The 17,097-nt window shown below is 62.5% G+C and carries 14 protein-coding genes and 1 pseudogene; 5 read left to right on the top strand and 10 right to left on the bottom strand.

The window, feature by feature from the left end:
* Positions 1–4 precede the first annotated feature (4 nt).
* The 5 genes from DLM46_RS27135 to DLM46_RS27115 form a co-directional block, all read right to left on the bottom strand.
* Entirely contained in the window at positions 5–799 is a 795-nt protein-coding gene (locus DLM46_RS27135; protein ID WP_115105528.1) for an ABC transporter permease, read from the bottom strand.
* A complete protein-coding gene (locus DLM46_RS27130; RefSeq protein ID WP_244306384.1) occupies positions 796–1,662 on the bottom strand; it encodes an ABC transporter permease in 867 nt (288 codons plus the stop codon). The genes DLM46_RS27135 and DLM46_RS27130 overlap by 4 nt, the downstream gene beginning before the upstream one ends.
* A 38-nt stretch (positions 1,663–1,700) precedes the next feature.
* The gene (locus DLM46_RS27125) at positions 1,701–3,038 is read right to left on the bottom strand and encodes an NAD(P)/FAD-dependent oxidoreductase (protein ID WP_115105526.1); all 1,338 of its coding nucleotides are present in this window, start codon (positions 3,036–3,038) and stop codon (positions 1,701–1,703) included.
* Between the two features lie 4 nt (positions 3,039–3,042).
* Complete coding sequence (locus DLM46_RS27120; protein ID WP_115105525.1) at positions 3,043–3,756, bottom strand: HAD-IA family hydrolase; 714 nt, start codon at positions 3,754–3,756, stop codon at positions 3,043–3,045.
* Between the two features lie 78 nt (positions 3,757–3,834).
* Entirely contained in the window at positions 3,835–4,911 is a 1,077-nt protein-coding gene (locus tag DLM46_RS27115; protein WP_115105524.1) for an ABC transporter ATP-binding protein, read from the bottom strand.
* 101 nt (positions 4,912–5,012) lie between these two features.
* Here DLM46_RS27115 and DLM46_RS27110 point away from each other — a divergent pair, with 101 nt between their 5' ends.
* Positions 5,013–6,026 carry a LysR substrate-binding domain-containing protein gene (locus DLM46_RS27110; protein WP_115105523.1) on the top strand — a complete coding sequence of 338 codons (1,014 nt, stop codon included), beginning with the start codon at positions 5,013–5,015 and terminating at the stop codon, positions 6,024–6,026.
* Between the two features lie 135 nt (positions 6,027–6,161).
* Here the strand turns inward: DLM46_RS27110 and DLM46_RS27105 are convergent, their stop codons facing one another.
* From DLM46_RS27105 to DLM46_RS27090, 4 genes are all read right to left on the bottom strand, one after another.
* Complete coding sequence (locus tag DLM46_RS27105; protein ID WP_115105522.1) at positions 6,162–7,727, bottom strand: UxaA family hydrolase; 1,566 nt, start codon at positions 7,725–7,727, stop codon at positions 6,162–6,164.
* A complete protein-coding gene (locus DLM46_RS27100) occupies positions 7,724–9,331 on the bottom strand; it encodes an aldehyde dehydrogenase (NADP(+)) (protein ID WP_115105521.1) in 1,608 nt (535 codons plus the stop codon). The genes DLM46_RS27105 and DLM46_RS27100 overlap by 4 nt, the downstream gene beginning before the upstream one ends.
* A gap of 41 nt (positions 9,332–9,372) precedes the next feature.
* Positions 9,373–10,710 (bottom strand): MFS transporter, encoded by a 1,338-nt coding sequence (locus DLM46_RS27095; RefSeq protein WP_115105520.1) that lies wholly within the window; start codon positions 10,708–10,710, stop codon positions 9,373–9,375.
* A gap of 70 nt (positions 10,711–10,780) precedes the next feature.
* Positions 10,781–12,001, bottom strand: a complete 1,221-nt coding sequence (locus tag DLM46_RS27090) for a fumarylacetoacetate hydrolase family protein (protein WP_115105519.1) — start codon at positions 11,999–12,001, stop codon at positions 10,781–10,783.
* A 159-nt stretch (positions 12,002–12,160) separates the two neighbouring features.
* Here DLM46_RS27090 and DLM46_RS27085 point away from each other — a divergent pair, with 159 nt between their 5' ends.
* From DLM46_RS27085 to DLM46_RS27070, 4 genes and pseudogenes are all read left to right on the top strand, one after another.
* Positions 12,161–13,135, top strand: a complete 975-nt coding sequence (locus DLM46_RS27085; RefSeq protein WP_115105518.1) for a LysR family transcriptional regulator — start codon at positions 12,161–12,163, stop codon at positions 13,133–13,135.
* A gap of 95 nt (positions 13,136–13,230) precedes the next feature.
* A pseudogene (locus DLM46_RS40525) lies at positions 13,231–13,392 on the top strand (MFS transporter); the annotation flags it as partial.
* A gap of 477 nt (positions 13,393–13,869) precedes the next feature.
* Positions 13,870–14,289, top strand: coding sequence for a DUF2252 family protein (locus DLM46_RS27075; protein ID WP_208866338.1), 420 nt, complete (start codon positions 13,870–13,872; stop codon positions 14,287–14,289).
* Between the two features lie 661 nt (positions 14,290–14,950).
* Positions 14,951–16,000, top strand: a complete 1,050-nt coding sequence (locus DLM46_RS27070; RefSeq protein WP_244306383.1) for a DUF3466 family protein — start codon at positions 14,951–14,953, stop codon at positions 15,998–16,000.
* Positions 16,001–16,470: 470 nt separating this feature from the next.
* Here DLM46_RS27070 and DLM46_RS27065 read toward each other — a convergent pair whose 3' ends face one another.
* Positions 16,471–16,743 carry a hypothetical protein gene (locus tag DLM46_RS27065; protein ID WP_115105516.1) on the bottom strand — a complete coding sequence of 91 codons (273 nt, stop codon included), beginning with the start codon at positions 16,741–16,743 and terminating at the stop codon, positions 16,471–16,473.
* Between the last annotated feature and the right edge of the window lie 354 nt (positions 16,744–17,097).

The following is a 17,097-nucleotide window of genomic DNA, read 5'->3' as shown; positions in this document are numbered from 1 at the left end:
GAGTTCAGGCTCGCGCCGCGCCGGAGCGCCGGCTCACCACGACGATCATCACGAGGCACAGCGTCAGCGCGGTAAGCATCGTACTGATCGCGGCGATGGTCGGATCGATCTCGTCACGCAGCGTGACGAACATGCGGCGCGTCAGCGTCTGGTTCGTGCCGCCCGACACGAAGAGTGCGACCACCGTTTCGTCGAGCGCCTGAATGAACACGAACACTGCGCCGGAGATCACGCTCGCCTTGATCTGTGGCAGCGTCACTGTCATGAAGCTGCGAAAGCGATTCATGCCGAGGCTGCGGGCGACCATCTCCTGGGTGCGGTCGAAGGTGCGAAGATCGGCGCCGACCGAGATCAGCACATACGGCAGCCCGAGCATCGTGTCCGCGAGAATCAGACCGCCGAGCGTATTCACATAGCCCGCCTGCGAGTAGACGAAAAACACGCCCACCGCGACGATGATGATCGGCACCATCAACGGCAGCATCAGCAGCGTGCGCAGATAGCGCATGATCCAATGCGTGCCGTTCTGGATCGCATAGGCGGCGCATACACCGAGCGGCGTCGCGAGCAGCGTGGCGCAGATCGAGGCGGTCAGCGTGGTGCGCGCGGCGTCGATCCACGCGGGGTTGTCGAAGAACGAGTGATACCAGCGCAGCGAATAGGCGGGCGGGGGGAAGGTCATGAAGCGCGTGTCGGAGAACGACAGCGGCACGACGATCAGCACCGGCACCATGAGGAACAGGAGGATCAGCACGACCGCCGCGCCGAGGACAATCCGTCCGAACGAGAGCTTTGTCATTTCGCGCCCAGGGTCTTTTCGAGTGGCACCACGCGGCTCGCGGCGTAGAAAATCGCGGACACGCAGATCAGCAGCACGACGCTCACCGCGCTTGCCGCGCCCCAGCTGTTATAGATCTCGACGTTGCGGCTCACCACCATCGACACCATGATCGACTTGCCGCCGCCCATCAACTCGGGCGTGATGTAGAAGCCGAGGCACAGCACGAACACGAGGGTGACTCCCGCGAACACGCCGCTCATCGAAAGCGGCAGGAACACGCGCATGAACACATGCAGCGGCGAGCCGCCCAGGCTCGCGCCCGCCTGCGAGAGATTCGACGGGATCTTCTGCATGGCCGAATAGAGCGGCAGCACCATGAACGGCAGCAGGATATGGACCATGGCGATCACCGTGCCGAACTGGTTGTAGGCGAGCTGCACCGGCCGGTCGATCAGGCCCGAGGCGATCAAGGCCTTGTTGACGAGGCCCGTGCGCTGCAGCAACACGAGCCACGCGTAAGTGCGCACGAGCACGCTCGTCCAGAACGGCAGGATGACCATGCCGAGGACAAGCGCGCTCAGCTTTGGTGGCAGCGAGGCCGCGAAATAGGCCACCGGATAGCCGAGCACCAGCGTAATGACGGTCACGATGATGCTCAGTTTGAACGTGAGCAGGAAGGTTTCGAGGTAGGCGCCCGTGAACATGCGCCGATAGTTCTCGAGCGTGAAGCCGTCGTGATAGATCGACTGCCACGACAGCCAGGCGAGCGGCACGACGAGCAGCACGACGATCACGAGGAGCGCCGGCGTCATCAGGAGAAGCATCGTGCGATCTTCGCGCCGCTGGTAGCGCGCGGCAGGATCGGACTCGGTGGCCTGCATCAATGTGGGTCCTTGGAGCATCCGTTTGGCGGTCGTCATCATGCACCTACGGCGTCGAGAAACTGATACCACGCAGCGACGAGCCTCACACCCGGCGCGCGCAGCGAATGAAAAGGCACGGGCCGCAAACCAGGCGCGCCGAGCAGCGAAAGCTCGGGCGTCTCGCCGAGGGCGAGCGCGGCGGCATGCTGTCCGAGCAGACTGGCCATCGCGACACCTGCTCCGTTATACCCCAGACAAAAGCTCGTGGCGTCGTCGCTGCGCCCGACATGCGGCAGGGAATTGAACGTCATGCCCACGTAGCCCGACCAGCGATACGCCACGCGCACGTCCGCGAGATCGGGAAAGAGCGCGACCATCGCACGCTGCAGCGCATCAAAGCCGGTCATCTGGCTTTCCTTGCCGAACGCGTCGCGTCCGCCGAACAGCATGCGGCCGTCCACCTTGCGAAACCACTTCATCATGCGCCGCGTTTCAGTGTAGCTGCGGCGCTCGACCATCAGATGCGCGTCGAGGTCGGCGGGCAGGCGCTCGGTGGCGATCATTGCGCTGCGGAACGGCACGAGTTCGCGCTGATACGGCGAGGTGGCCGCCGTGAGGTCCGAGTATGCATTGGTCGCGACGATCACCTGCTTCGCGCGAACCGTACCGCCGGGCGTGCGCAATGTCACATGTGTGTCGCCGGGCGCACGGTGCATCTGCAGGACCGGCGTCGATTCATAAATCGGCACGCCGCGCAGCGTCATGCCACGTGCGAGTCCACGCACGTATTCGAGCGGCAGGATCGTGCCGGCGTCCGCGCTCAGCACGCCGCCGACAAAGCCCTTCGAACCCGTTTCGCGCTCGACTTCGGCGCGCGATTGGACGGTCATCGAGGTATCGCCGAGCGTCGTGCGCACCCAGTCGGCTTCGGCGCAGATCGCGGCCAACGTGCGCTCGGTGTGTGCGCAGCGCAGGCTGCCGGTATGTTCGAAGCGGGCCCGTGTGAGTCCGAACTCGTCGACCAGCGATTCGACGACCCGCACGCCTTCATGTGCAAGCCGGTGCATACGCTTCGCGGTATCGAGGCCATGCAGCTTGTCGATCGTGGGAAACGACAGCCTGAATTTCGACGACACCACCCCGCCATTGCGCCCGCTCGCGCCCCAGCCGACCGGGTTCGCGTCGAGCACGACGCAATCGACGGCGCGCTTTTGCAGCGCATAGGCGGCCGCGAGCCCCGAGTAGCCCGCGCCGATCACCGCGACTTCGACTGCGAGATCGCGCGCGAGCGGTGCACCGGTGCTGACCGCCGCGTCCGCATCGGGTGAGGCGGCAAGGAGCGCTCGCCAGAGCGAGTCGGGCTGGGGCAGGGGGTGTGCGGTCGGCGCGAGCATCGGATCAGGCGGCGAGGCGTGCTTCGGCTTCGACGGCGTCCGCGAGCGCGGCGAGCGTCGCGAACTTGAACGTCGGCGTAGTGACCGCCTCCGGCACCGGCGTGGCGCCGAAGCCCTTCACGTTCTGACGGCGTTCGATCCAGCAGGTCGCATAGCCGAGCTTCGTGGCGATGCCGATGTCGTGATACTGGCTTTGCGCGGTGTGCAGGATCTCGCCGAACTTGTAGCCGAACGCCGCCTGACGGCCGCGGTTATACGCGAAGAATTGCGGGTCGGGCTTGGCGACGCCGGTTTCGTCGCAGCAGACGGTGTCGTCGAACGGATCGCCGAGCGTGTGTGCGTAGGCGGTGAGCGCGACGCGGTCCGCGTTCGTCATGGCGACCAGACGGAAGTGCTTGCGCAGACGCTTGAGCGCCGCGACCGAATCCGCGAACGCCGGCCATTCGAGCACGTCGCGCTGGAAGGCAGCAGCTGATTGCGCGTCGTCGGGCAGACCGAGTTCCTTCGCCAGCGACAGGTAGACGTTCGCCATTTCGTGGCTCGAGCGGCCCGGGTAGGTCGCACGGCCGCGCATGTACGGTTCGAAAATCTGGTCGTCGGTCAGATCCTTCGCCGCCGGGCCGCCCAGGCGCCGCACGGAGGCGAGCACGCCGCGCTCGAAGTCGATGAGGGTGCCGACGACGTCGAACGTCAGGACCTTGAAATCGGTGAGCTTCATGAAATCATCCTTTTGCAGTTTGCTGTGAAAACGGGAGAGGGAGTGCCCCAAGCGTGGGCGGCTGAAAAATGAGTGGGATCAGGCGGGCACGACGATCGTGTCCTGCGGATCGAGAACGACGCTCATGGGCGCACCCGGCTCCGGGATGCGCCGGCGCGCGTCGTGGCCGCCGGGCTGCCGGAGGCTGATGGCGGTGCCGTCGGCGAGCGTTGCGAACACGCGCAGGCTTTCGCCCTGATACAGCACCTCGGTGACGTGGCAGGACAGACGATTCACGCCGTCGCGCCGATCGCCGCCGTCGATCACGAGCTTCTCGGTCTGCACCGCGAGCAGCAGCTTGTCGCCGCGCGGCAGCGGGTGCGCGGTGCGCAGAACCGTATCGACGAGACGCACGGCATCGTCGCCGGCGCGCGTCACGGCCAGCAGCGTCGCCTCCCCAATGAAGCTTGCCACGAACGCGTCGCACGGACGGTCGTAAAGCCGCTCAGGCGTGTCGATCTGCACGAGCCGGCCGTTCTTCAGCACGGCCACGCGGTCGCTCATGGTGAGCGCCTCGCGCTGATCGTGCGTCACATAGACGATCGTCGCGCCGAGCTTGCGATGCAGCCGCCGCAGTTCGATCTGCATGGTTTCGCGCAGTTGCTTGTCGAGCGCGGAGAGCGGCTCGTCCATCAGGATCAGTTGCGGCTCGAAGACCATCGCGCGAGCGAGCGCCACCCGCTGGCGCTGGCCGCCGGACAGTTGACCGATGCCGCGGCTCTCGTAGCCCGAGAGTTCGACCATCGCGAGCGCTTCGGCGACCTTCTTCGCCCACGTCGCTTTGGGCTGCCGGCGCGCGCGCAGCGGAAACGCCACGTTCTCGCCGACGCTCATGTGCGGAAAGAGCGCGTAGTTCTGAAAGACGATCCCGATGTCCCGTTTGTGCGGCGGCGCAAATGTGATGTCGCGCTCGCCGACCCAGACCGCACCCGAACTCGGCTGCACGAAGCCGCCGAGAATGCCGAGGAGAGTGGTCTTGCCCGACCCCGACGGACCGAGCAGCGAGACGAATTCGCCCGGGGCGATGTCGAGCGACACGTCGTCGAGGGCCACTACCGGGCCATAACGCTTCGCTGCCGATCGGATCGAAACACCTGTTTTCGCTCGTGCGTCCATTGCGTCCTGTCTCGCTGTAGAGGCCTGCATTGGGGAAAATATAGGCCGCGTCATTATTGGCGGCAATTCCCAAATTGTTGGATAAGGCATAACATCAGGTCATGCCTAACCTTCGCAAAAAACTGCCGAGCGCCAATGCGCTGTTCGTGTTCGAAGCTGCCGCGCGCTGCGGCAATTTCACGCGCGCGGCGCAGGAGCTGTATGTCAGCCAGCCGGCGGTGAGCCGCATGCTCTCGCGCATGGAAGACCATCTCGGCGTGCGTCTTTTCGAGCGCGTGCGTGGTGGGATCGAGCTGACTGAGAACGGTAAAATCCTCTACCGGAAGGTATCGGAAGGCTTCAATGGCATAGAAGGCGCGATACGTGAGATCGAGGCGCGTGCGACGGGCATCGAGTCCGTCACGCTGTCGGTGTCCACGGCGTTCACGACACACTGGCTGATGCCGCGCATGAGCCGGCTGAACCAGGCGTTTCCGAATGTCGACTTGCGGTTTCAGCTGATCTCGGGGCGAATCGGCGGGCCGCTCGTCGATGTCGATCTCGGCATGCGCTTTTTGCGCGAGGACGAGATTGGTGAGAACAGTGTGCTCGTGATGCCGGAGACGCTGCTGCCGGTGTGCAACCGGCGCTATCACGAGACGGCCGCGACGCAGACGGGCCGCGAGCACGGCGACACAGTGATCGTGATGGACGACGGCGAGCGCGGCTGGCATGAGCGGTTCGCCACGTTTGCGGCACACGGGCGGCACGTAGCGGGCATGCTGAGCTTCAACGACTACGCCATCGTCGTGCAGGCGGCGCTATTGGGCCAGGGAGTCGCGCTCGGCTGGCTCAACGTTGTGTCGCATTGGCTTCTCGAGGGCGCGCTGCTCCCGGCCGAGGAGGAGCTGATCGTGACGAACCGGCGCTGCTGTCTGGTGTGGCCGGAGAATCGGCCGTTGCGGCCGGTTGCAGCGGATGTGCGCGACTGGATCATCGAGGAGACGCGTGCCGATGTGCGGGCTGTCGATCGCAATTATCCGAAGCTGGGACTGCGGCGTTTGCTGGCAGAGGCGGGCCTGGTGATCGGGTCGGGCCGGGATGAGGCGCGAAGGTTCAGAGCAGCCACTCCCTGATTCGGAGTGAGCGTCCCTTTCTACGACCGGATAATAGAAAGGGACGCCCAGTCCAGCACATTTATTCCAGTTTTCATGGCTGTTTTAATGTCGCTCGCTATCCGATGCTCAGCCAAGGGGCACACCAATACCGCCTTATGTGATGGCGCCAATCTGCCACGGCACAAATTCGTTCTGGCCGTATCCATGCAACTCGCTCTTCGATGCCTGGCCCGACGCGGTCGCGAGCATGAGCTGGAAGATCTCTTCGCCGATTTCGTCGACCGTTCGCTCGCCGTCGAGAATCGACCCGCAATTCAGGTCGATATCCTCTTCCTGGCGTTGCCACAAAGCGGTATTGGTTCCCAGTTTCAACGATGGCGACGGCGCGCAGCCATAGGCCGAGCCGCGACCCGTCGTAAAGCAGATCAGGTTGGCCCCACCCGCGACCTGCCCGGTCGCCGAGACCGGATCGTAGCCCGGCGTATCCATGAAAACGAGGCCGTGTGCACGGACCGGTTCGGCGTACTGATACACATCGACGAGATTCGTTGTGCCGCCTTTCGCCACAGCGCCGAGCGATTTTTCAAGGATCGTCGTCAGGCCGCCCGCCTTGTTCCCAGCCGATGGATTGTTGTTCAGATCGGCATTCATGCGCGCACAGTAAGCTTCCCACCAGCGAATCCGTTCGATCAGCTTCTCGCCGACTTCACGTGACACGGCCCGGCGCGTCAACAGATGTTCTGCACCGTAGACCTCGGGGGTTTCGGAGAGGATCGCCGTCCCGCCATGCGCGACCAGACGATCGACTGCCGCGCCGAGTGCCGGATTCGCCGTGATGCCGGAGTAGCCGTCCGAGCCGCCGCATTGCAAGCCGATTACCAGATGCTTCGCATCGACGGGCTCGCGCCGTACGTTGTTCGCTTCCGGGAGCATCGCCTTGACCTGTTCGATACCCGCCGCGACCGTGCGCGCCGTGCCGCCGGTCGCCTGAATGGTCATCGTCTTCAGCGCTGCGCCGGGCGTAAGCCCCTGGCTTTGCACAAGCCGGTCGATCTGATTGGTTTCGCAACCCAGTCCGACGATCAGTACGCCGGCGAAATTGGGGTGCCGTGCGTAACCGCCGAGGGTGCGCCGGATCATTTCCAGCGCTTCGCCTTCGGAATCGATCGCGCAGCCTTGACCGTGCGTCAGCGCGATCACGCCATCGACGTTTGGATAGTCCGCAAGCGCCTGCGGATGAATATCGCGGCGAAAATAGTCGGCAATGGCGCGAGCCGCCGTCGCGGAGCAATTGACCGAAGTCAGAACGCCGATATAGTTGCGCGTCGCTACACGTCCGTCGGCGCGCACGATGCCCATGAACTGTGCCGCTGCCGCGACCGTCGGCGCGGGCTTCGCATCTGCGCCAAAAGCGTAGTCCCGATCGAAGCGGCCCATCGAGAGATTGTGCGTGTGGACGTGCTCGCCGGCTTCGATCGCACGTGTCGCGAAGCCGATGATCTGCCCATAGCGCCGTACTGGCGCGCCCGCTTCGATACTATGCACGGCAAGCTTGTGACCCGCCGGGATCAATCCGCGTACGGCAACACGGCTGCCAATGCGCATGCCCGCGACAAGCTGGTGCCGCGCGATGACGACATCGTCATCCGGATGCAGATGCACGATCGGCTCTACGGTTGCCGACGTATTGGCCACTGTGTTGTCGGTCTCAAGCGTCATGATGTGGCCTCCGCAGTCTGTGTCGCGCGCACTGCTTCGCGCGTCGGAACACCGTCGATCAGGCGAATCAGGTTCAACGGGTTTGCGTCCTGCAAGGCGAGCGGCAGATTTGCGTCGGGATAGCCCTGATAGCACACGGGCCGCAGGAAGCGCCCGATCGCAACGCTGCCGACAGAGGTGCCGCGCGCATCGGTAGTCGCCGGGTATGGACCGCCGTGCACGATGGCGTCGCTGACTTCCACTCCCGTCGGATAGCCATTGAACAGGAGACGCCCGACCTTTTCTTCCAGCAACGCGATGAGGCTGGCGTTTCGCTCGATATCCGATTCGCTCGCCAGCACGGTTGCTGTCAGCTGCCCGCGCATGGTTCTGGCAAACGCATGAAAGTCCGCTTCGGAATCCAGTTCGACGACAATCGTCGACGGGCCGAACACTTCCTCCTCCAGTGCAGAACTCTCGAATAAAGCGCGCCGGTCGGCTTTCAGAAGATGGCCGCCAATACGTCCATCGAGTTCCTCTGCCACCAGCACTTCGACTCCCTTAACCGCGCGCAGTCTGGCGATGCCATGACGGAAGTTGTCACGAATTCCTGCTCCGAGCATCGCCTGTGGCACAGCCTGTTCAAGTGCCCCGCGCAAGTCCGACACGAACGCGTCGAATTCCGGGGAGCGGACGCCGAGCACGAGACCCGGATTTGTGCAGAGCTGACCACATCCGGTCGTGACCGAAGCGGCCAATTCCCGAGCGATCTGCGCGCCGCGCCCGATCAACGCGGACGGCAGGACGAACACGGGGTTCACGCTGGACATTTCAGCGAAAACCGGAATGGGTTCCGGCCGGGCCTGCGCAAGATCGAACAGGGCGCGGCCGCCAGCCAGCGAGCCCGTAAAGCCGACCGCCCTGATCTCCGGCGTCTGAACTAGCGCGGCACCCGTGGCAGCGGTGCCGTAGATCATATTGAAAGTGCCGGCCGGCATATCCGTCTTCGCAATGGCGCGTTCAATCGCGTCAGCGACATATTCGGCAGTCACCATATGGCCCGGATGTGCTTTCACGACGACGGAACACCCCGCCGCCAGGGCCGAGGCTGTGTCGCCGCCGGCCACGGAGAATGCGATAGGGAAATTGCTTGCGCCGAATACCGCGACCGGGCCAACACCGATCCGGTATTGCCGCAAGTCGGGACGCGGCAATGGCTTGCGGTCCGGCTGTGCGCGATCGATCCGCGCATCGTGGAAATCGCCCCGGCGCACCGTCGCGGCAAAGAGGCGCAACTGACCGCTTGTGCGCTTGCGCTCGCCTTCCAGGCGCGCCGCGGGCAGCGCGGTCTCGCGGCTTGCTTCGGCGACGAACGACGCGTCGAGTGCGTCGATCTCATCGGCGATCGCCTCGAGGAAATCAACGCGCTGCGCAGGGCTCAGGCTGCGATAAGCCGGAAACGCCTCGTACGCCGCTCTTGCCGCCGCCGCGACTTCAGCGTCCGACGCTTCGAAAAAGCTTACAGCATGACGCTCGCCCGTTATCGCATCAAGGCTGAAAAGCGGGCGGTTCGATGCGCAGGCGCTGCGTCGACCGCCAATGTAATGATGTCCAAGAGTGGTCATGTGAATTTCCGGTTGAGTCGTGTACCTATGCCAGCAAGTGCCTACCGAAGCGTCGCTTTGGCGGGGCCAATTGCCACTTCGGGCGCGCGGCGTGACTGCAGGCCGATGCTCAGGAGCAGAAGCACGCCGATGACGCCTGCGAATGCCAGGGTGAACATGCCCGCGCGTTGGCTATGAAAGAGCGTCTCGACTGCCGTCTTCAGCGTCGGCGCCATGAAGCCGCCAAGGTTGCCGAGCGCGCCGATCATCGCAATGCCGCTCGCTGCCGCGGTACCGCTCAGGTAGGCCGTCGGTAGGGTCCAGAAAAGCGGCTGAACGACGACGAAACCGATCGTCGCGATACAGAACGCGACGAGCACCGGTGCGATGTGATGACCTAGGGTCGACAGTGCGATCCCCGCTGCGGCCATCGCCAGCATGGCGATGGCAAGCTGCCGATGCTTGCCCTTCGCGTCCGCGTAGCCGGTGATAAAGCGCAGTGAAATGAGTGCGCACAGCCACGGAATGGCGGTCAGAAAACCGACCTTCGAACCAATGGCGGTACCGGTCAGTTCCGAAATCCGGGTCGGCAGATAGAAGATGACGCCGTACACGCTGATCTGGATGGCAAAATAAATCGACACGAAGCGAAGCACATTCCAGTTGCGCAGGGCGGTCAGCGCTGTAGCCGGCCCGTGCGCGATCTTGTGCCGGTCCTCCGCTTCGATGGCATTTTCCAGGGCGTCTTTTTCTGCCAACGTCAGCCACTTCGCGTGGCGCGGTTTGCTAACCAGATAGAAGAACGCGACGATGCCGACGATTGATGCAGCGAGACCTTCGATGAGGAACATCCATTGCCAATTGTGCAGCCCGAGGCGACCGCCCATGACTTCCATCAAATAACCTGACAGCGGGCTGCCCAGCACGAGCGCCACCGGCAATCCGAAGTAGTAAATGCCTAGCGCCTTGCCGCGTTCGCGCGCCGGGAACCAGTACGTGGAATAGAGAATGACGCCAGGCGAAAAACCCGCTTCGGCCACACCCAGAATGAAGCGCAGCACATAGAACGAGGTCTCGTTGTGCGCAAACATCATGGCGGCCGACGCAAGCCCCCACGTGACCATGATCCGGCTCAGCCAGACCTTTGCACCTACCCGATGCAGCATCAGGTTGCTCGGAATTTCGAACACGGCATAGCCGATGAAGAAGATCCCGGCCCCGAGTGCAAACGCCGCGTTGCCAATATTCGAATCGACTTGAAGGGCCTGTTTGACGAACCCGACGTTCGAACGGTCAAGCATCGATAGCGCGAACATCAGCGCGAGGAAGGGTGCGAGGCGCAGGCGCGCCTTGCGCACCGCGCTTTCCAGCGGCCCTTGCGTAACGTGTTGAGTCTGCATCAGTCTGTCTCCTTGGAGGAAGCCGGGTACACCGGTCTGTTATCGCGGGTTAGTGCGGATTCGTACGTGATCAGAGCGGTGCTGCGCCGAGCAGTCCACGGGCCGCGAGGTTTGCCATCAGCGCACGCACCCCGAAGGTCCACGGCTCGATGCGGTCGCTGTAGTTGACCCGGTTGACCAGTGTGCCGAGCTGCCTGCTCGAAATCTTCACGATGTCGCCTTGCTTGTGCGTGAATCCAGCGCCAGCGGCGTCGCGGTCTTCGATCGGTGCAAAAAGCGTCCCGAGGAACAGCATGGCGCCATCGGGGTATTGGTGGGTCGGACTGATCGTCTGCGAAACGAGATCGAGCGGGTCGCGCGTGATCTGGTCCATCGAGCTCGTGCCTCGCAAGACAAAACCGTCGCTGCCCTCGACGCGCAAATCGACCGTCGCACGGCGCACGTCATCGATCGAGAAAGTCTCGTCGAAGAGCCGCAGGAAAGGGCCAATCGCACACGAACCGTTGTTGTCCTTCGCCTTGCCAAGCAGCAGCGCACTGCGTCCTTCGAAGTCGCGCAGATTGACGTCGTTGCCCAGGGTCGCACCGAGCGTGCGGCCGCGACTGTCGATCGACAGCACGATTTCCGGTTCCGGGTTGTTCCATGCCGAATTCGGATGCAGCCCGATCTCCGTGCCCGTACCCAACGATGCCAGCACCGGCGCTTTGGTGAAAATTTCCGCGTCAGGGCCGATTCCGACTTCCAGGTATTGGGACCATAGTCCCTGCTCGATCAGCAGCGCCTTCAATTCGCGCGCCTCGGCGGAGTCGGGCCGGATGCTGGTGAGACTATCGCCGACGAGCGACCTGATCTGGTCGCGCACGCGCACCGCGCCTTGCGGGTCGCCCTTTGCCTGCTCCTCGATCACCCGCTCAATCAGGCTCGCCGCAAAGGTCACCCCTGCTGCCTTGATGACCTGCAGGTCGCAAGGCGCGAGCAGATGGGCGCGCTCCGGGTTGCGTGCCATGCCGCCCGTTGCGGCGGCCGTATCGGCGAGAATCGTGTCCAGACTGCCGATCCTGCGGCCACTCGCGGCTCGCACAGTCGCGACCGGATCGTCCCGCTCCAGCAAGCTGCTGATAGTCGCTGCCGCGTCGGAAATATCGAACACGCCATCGGCGCGCAAGACGACGACGGCGGGACCAGCGGGCATCGCGTGCGTGGCAGGAACCCAGGCGCGGCCGACAAGTGTGCCGGACAACCCGTCCGCCGGAAGCGTGTCCGTTGCGCTGAGTGAAAGCGGGGATGTCATGTCTGTCTCCAGTGATGTTTGTCTGGGCGCGCGTGCCTTGCCGCCAGTTCGCGCGTTAAATCGCTCAGCCGCAACTTTAGGCAGCTAGCCGATAAACATCCAATCGCTTATTCAGTAGAATCGATTCCATCCAGTTATGAGTTCTTGCGTGTTTACCCCATGTCCAGACAATTAGCGGTGCCTACGTCGAGCGTCCTGGCAAGGTTGCGCTTCAGACATCTTCAACTGCTCGATGCTCTCGGACGCACGCGCAACTTGCGCATCGCAGCCGAACAGATGCACATCACCCAGCCGGCGGCGACCAAGATCCTGAGCGACATCGAAACGATGTTCGGAGCCCAGTTGTTCGAACGGCTACCACGGGAGATGCGCCCAACCGATCTCGGCGTATTGTCCGTGCGCTATGCAACCACGGCGGTAGCCGATCTGGGCAGGTTCGTGGGCGAGTTCAGCACCTTGAGAAACGGCGGCTACGGTCATCTCACAGTGGGCGCCATCTCGGCTTCGGCTGCCCAGGTGGTCACTGCGGGCATCAGGGAGATCCGCCAGCAGCGGCCGCAACTGGTCATCAAACTGGTTGAACAGAGCAGCGACCAACTGGCGACCTGGCTCGAAGAAAAAAAGCTGGACGTGATGGTCGGCCGTCTGACGGAGCCGCGCCATCAGGTTCTGTTCGACTTCGAGGTGCTGGCTGGGGAACCGGTCTGGGTGGTCGCCGGACAGCATCATCCGTTGCTGCAGCGACGGCGGCTGGAGTTGGCCGATCTGGGTGCGTGGCCATGGATTCTCTATCCGCAAGCAACGGCTATCAGGCAACTGTTCGACGAAACATTCGCCGGCGCGGGCATTCCCGCGCCGGTCGGAATGGTGGAAACGCCTTCTATCTTTTCGACACTTGAACTGTTGCAGGCCACCGACATGATCTCACTGCAGCCGCGCGCGGTCGTCGAAAAGTACGTGAGCAAGGGTCTCCTCGGGCACCTTCCGGTTCTCATCAACCGGTCCATGACGAGCTACGGTATCGTCACACGCAAGTACGAGTTGTCGTCGCAGCCCATGCAGGAATTCATCACAATTCTGCGTTCGGTTGCCGGGCGCGTGGGCGGTCAGTTGCTTCCAGAGCGCGAAGGCTGACATGGACAGTGCGCCGATGCCTCACCATAACTATCCTTCTGTGGCTTTCGACATCGCCGGTGTCTATGAAGCGCTCCATGTGTGGTGTCGCGGCGATGCGCATGCCGAGGACGCCGGCCCCGATCGCAGGCCGCAGTGCGTTGTCACGCCTGATACTGCCCGCTGGCGCGCACGCAAGCGCGTTGCCCCTCCTCGTCGGTCGCGGGTTGCGCGGCGTTTGCGACGGATTTGTCGCCGTGCTCCTGCCGGCGTACCTGGGCGGCTTAAGAAATCGGAATTTAAACCACGAGCCCGCTTGCGCGGTGTGTGACTGGGGCAAGTTGCCTTGCAGCCGCGCATGCCGACGTAGCCACACTTCGCACATATTAAGGGGGGACCCGGGCCCGAGACGATGCCACTGAATGGCCTGGGACCCGTAAGATCAGCGCTGGTGAACATGCCGACACTTGCGGCGTAGCGTTCATCAGGGTTCCAAAGAAAACGCCCGCGCTATTCACGCAGGCGTTTCCGTGGCCCCGCTACCGCGCCCCAATGAACGATTTCTCGTCCGCTTCTGCTTCAGGGGCCGGCTTCCGCGCGGCTCCTTTCAGTATAGGACGCGCAGCCGGATAACCAAGTCGGCGAGACGAGCGTTCAGATGGGGGTATTCGTACCTTTCGTGCAATTTATGGCGGTTTGATCATAAAAATCGTTATCGATCAATGACTTGCGTATCCTCCGATTGCGCGAACGCCGTGGAGCCGCCGAGCCTTGCTGCAAGCGGTTCTGCAAGTGACTACCGCCAGATTTCACACGATTCGTACGATTACCCCAACCTGCGCCAGCAGGTTCCCTGCAGTTCGACGGGTGGCTGGAAGGCGCCGGCGAACTGGCCGGACCCAGTCGAACAGATCATGCACTCGCATGAATGCAGGCTGGACTGGCTGATCCCGATCCGGGTCGGCCGGATGGTGGCCTCCCCCTATGGGTTCCTGCGCGGTACGGCCGACGTGATGGCCGAGGTGCTCGGCCTCCCATGGCAGCGCATCGGCCACGACGGAGGGCATTGTCAACTTGCTGAGGTGAGACGGCACTATGGCAGATGTGACGACTGGCTTCGCCAGAAATTCCTTGAGCTAAACCGCTCCTCTGACGGTTGTGGCTATGGGCATTGAATCGAAGCGTGTGCAACTGATGTTTTCGACAACGGTATTCGCTGCGCCCGGGACGGCCGGATTGCGGGCAGGTTTGATGATGCAGTTTCCGCGGGACACACGTGATAAACAGACGACGCGGGGTGCCTCCGGCGAAGGCGGCCGACGTCTGGCCGAGAGTGTCCAGCGGCGCCGGCGGGACGCGCTGGAACCGGTGTTACAGGCGTGCAGATCGGGATGCCGAGGACACGCCGCACCTGCTTGAGCACGATGGGCTCGCGATGCTAGAGGACAGCCGTCTGACCAGCTATACGGAATCGAGGGTCTACTGTGGCCTTACTCCAGTCATCACAATTTTTTATTGGGAGGTTTCAAAGACCAAGTGCAACGCTTTCATTGAAAAAACCATTCCATAGACTAGACTGCTCGATGACTTCTAGCGGCACGCATTTTTCTACATTTTTACGAAAAGGCTAGACGCCTTGTCTGCTTGCGAGAGCGCGCTTTGGTTGAGTCGGCAACAGGCCGTGCCTCAGGTGGGTCGAAATCGCGTTGCGTGGTCACCCACTCATGCAGGTCGCAGTGCTCCTGCCCTCTTATCGGTTGCGTCCTTGTGAAATCGCATTCGGCACGCCTACGGCCAGCTCGCCGATGGCGATCCAGCTTGTGTCCGAGGAAGGGGATGATTATGCAATCGGCCTGCAAGCTAATTGGCAATGTTCACTGCGTTCACCGCGGCCTGATGGTTTTCGCCCTGCTCACGGTTGCCGCATTCCAGCCCGCCACAGGCCAAAGTGTTGGCATCAAGGACCTTGGCACGCTCCCCGGTGGCAATGTTAGCCAGGCTATCGGGATCAATGAGCGCGGTCAGGTGGTCGGTTATTCGTTCAACGCGGACGGAAACCAGCAGGCGTCTCTGTTCGAAAACGGGGCTGTGACAGACCTCGGCATGCTTCCTGGTGGCGACGCCAGTGCTGCCGCTTACGGGATCAACGAACGCGGCCAGGCGGTCGGTTACTCCTTCAACGCGAAAGGGTACCCGCACGCGACGCTGTTTGAGAACGGGGCAGTGACCGACTTGGGCTTGCTTCCCGGCGGCGACAACAGTGCCGCCAACGCGATCAACAATCGCGGTCAGATAGTCGGCTGGTCGTTCAACTCAGTCCGGGCGTCGCACGCCTTTCTGTATGAAAAGGAGGTGATGACCGACCTGGGTACGCTGTCCGGTGGCTACTACAGCGCCGCTTATGGGATCAACGAACGGGGCCAGGTGGTTGGCTGGTCCACTGCAAACGGGAACGACGAGCACGCCTTCGTGTTTGAAAAGGGGGTGATGACCGACCTGGGCACGCTCCCCGGCGGCAACAGCAGCGCCGCTTATGGGATCAATGATCGCGGCCAGGTGGTCGGCTCGTCATCCATCGCAAACGGGAACCAACATGCCTTTCTGTATGAAAACGGGATGATGATCGACCTGGGCACGCTCCCCGGCGGTAGCGACAGTGCCGCTTACGGAATCAACGAACGGGGTCAGGTGGTCGGCTCGTCGGCCGTCGCAAGCGGGTACCAGCATGCCTTTCTGTATGAAAATGGCGTAATGACGGACTTGGGTACGTTCTCCGGCGGCTACCAAAGTATCGCCCGGATGATCAACAATCGCAGCCAGATCGTTGGCTACTCCGCGACGAGTGACTCCCCGTGGCACGCGGTCCTTTGGGCGCCGGCAAGATAACGAGAGCCAGGCAAAATTGCGCCGGCGTAAATCGTTTTCTACCGCCGGATAGGCTTACGCCGGTTGTTGGACGCCCACATGGACAACTGGAACACTTTGTGGACCTACTGATTGCGTTTCTCTCGCCAGCAGGTTGTGCCCACCCAACTGCCTGCGATTCGAGTGAGAAGATGTCCCGAGCCGACGAGATCAGCGTCGCGCTACATTCCGGGCACCGGTGCTTGGCGATGGCGTGACCATAGAGCCCGACCCGCTTGACGCTCAGAAATCTGCCGGCAGATTGACCACCCGTACTTCATCGTTCATGTGCGTGTCCGAAAACTGCGTGAACATGGCGACGCCTCTCTGGTTCCAGTGCACGCCTGTGCATCGCTGGCAGGCCCCGCCTGCGACGATCCGACGGGTAGCAAACTACGTGAGGCAACAGGTCAGCGCGAGTTGCAATTCTGATGAGTCAATGCGTCGATTCGCTATTGCGCCGCTGTGAGCTTGAGTCCCGGCCGCAGCGCCTGAGAGGTTTCTTGTTGACCTTTGCGCTGGTCGGCCACCTGCTCGATGCCGTTCTTTATGACGTCCTCGCAAAAAGCCAGACGTGCACGGTAGTAGTCCGCATGCAGTTGCGCATCGAGGATTCGCTGTTCCGCCTGGAAAAGCTCCAGACGTAATTCCCGCAACGCTCTTTCAGCTTGTTTCTCAGGCGTGAGTGCATTGTGCACAGCCCAGTTTGCGATCCACCTCAGCATGGCGAAGTCCTCCTGTCGTTGGATGCTCGTCCTCTGCTACGACTAAGGCTACCAAAGTCTGGGATAGACGTGTGTTAAATAGTTGGTGTCGCCTGTTGCAAACCGCACACAGTTCTGTCCGGGTCCTGGCATTGCGGAAACGGTGGTTCGCGGCAAACGGCGCGCCCTGCCTGTACCCGATCTGCTCCCCGGATCCCGGAAGCGCTCACCTATAAAGGCGCCGCGCGCCGCTGTGTAGTGGTCTAATTTCCTCGGACAGGTCGATAGGAGGACAATCCGGAATCGACGAGGAAAAACAATAGATGACAAGAAGGCGCCGACAATTTGACGCCAGCTTCAAGCTGGAAGTGGTAC

The organism is Paraburkholderia lacunae (genome assembly GCF_003353175.1).
Lineage (GTDB): Bacteria > Pseudomonadota > Gammaproteobacteria > Burkholderiales > Burkholderiaceae > Paraburkholderia > Paraburkholderia lacunae.
This window is presented reverse-complemented; position numbering and strand designations above follow the sequence as displayed.

What these genes read in the sequence shown, in the direction of transcription:
- DLM46_RS27105 (WP_115105522.1), bottom strand. Translation starts at nt 7,727, where the DNA reads ATGACGCTTGAGACCGACAACACAGTGGCCAATACGTCGGCAACCGTA.
- DLM46_RS27095 (WP_115105520.1), bottom strand. Translation starts at nt 10,710, where the DNA reads ATGCAGACTCAACACGTTACGCAAGGGCCGCTGGAAAGCGCGGTGCGC.
- DLM46_RS27115 (WP_115105524.1), bottom strand. Translation starts at nt 4,911, where the DNA reads ATGGACGCACGAGCGAAAACAGGTGTTTCGATCCGATCGGCAGCGAAG.
- DLM46_RS27070 (WP_244306383.1), top strand. Translation starts at nt 14,951, where the DNA reads ATGATTATGCAATCGGCCTGCAAGCTAATTGGCAATGTTCACTGCGTT.
- DLM46_RS27125 (WP_115105526.1), bottom strand. Translation starts at nt 3,038, where the DNA reads ATGCTCGCGCCGACCGCACACCCCCTGCCCCAGCCCGACTCGCTCTGG.
- DLM46_RS27120 (WP_115105525.1), bottom strand. Translation starts at nt 3,756, where the DNA reads ATGAAGCTCACCGATTTCAAGGTCCTGACGTTCGACGTCGTCGGCACC.
- DLM46_RS27130 (WP_244306384.1), bottom strand. Translation starts at nt 1,662, where the DNA reads ATGCAGGCCACCGAGTCCGATCCTGCCGCGCGCTACCAGCGGCGCGAA.
- DLM46_RS27085 (WP_115105518.1), top strand. Translation starts at nt 12,161, where the DNA reads ATGTCCAGACAATTAGCGGTGCCTACGTCGAGCGTCCTGGCAAGGTTG.
- DLM46_RS27110 (WP_115105523.1), top strand. Translation starts at nt 5,013, where the DNA reads ATGCCTAACCTTCGCAAAAAACTGCCGAGCGCCAATGCGCTGTTCGTG.
- DLM46_RS27135 (WP_115105528.1), bottom strand. Translation starts at nt 799, where the DNA reads ATGACAAAGCTCTCGTTCGGACGGATTGTCCTCGGCGCGGCGGTCGTG.
- DLM46_RS27090 (WP_115105519.1), bottom strand. Translation starts at nt 12,001, where the DNA reads ATGACATCCCCGCTTTCACTCAGCGCAACGGACACGCTTCCGGCGGAC.
- DLM46_RS27100 (WP_115105521.1), bottom strand. Translation starts at nt 9,331, where the DNA reads ATGACCACTCTTGGACATCATTACATTGGCGGTCGACGCAGCGCCTGC.
- DLM46_RS27065 (WP_115105516.1), bottom strand. Translation starts at nt 16,743, where the DNA reads ATGCTGAGGTGGATCGCAAACTGGGCTGTGCACAATGCACTCACGCCT.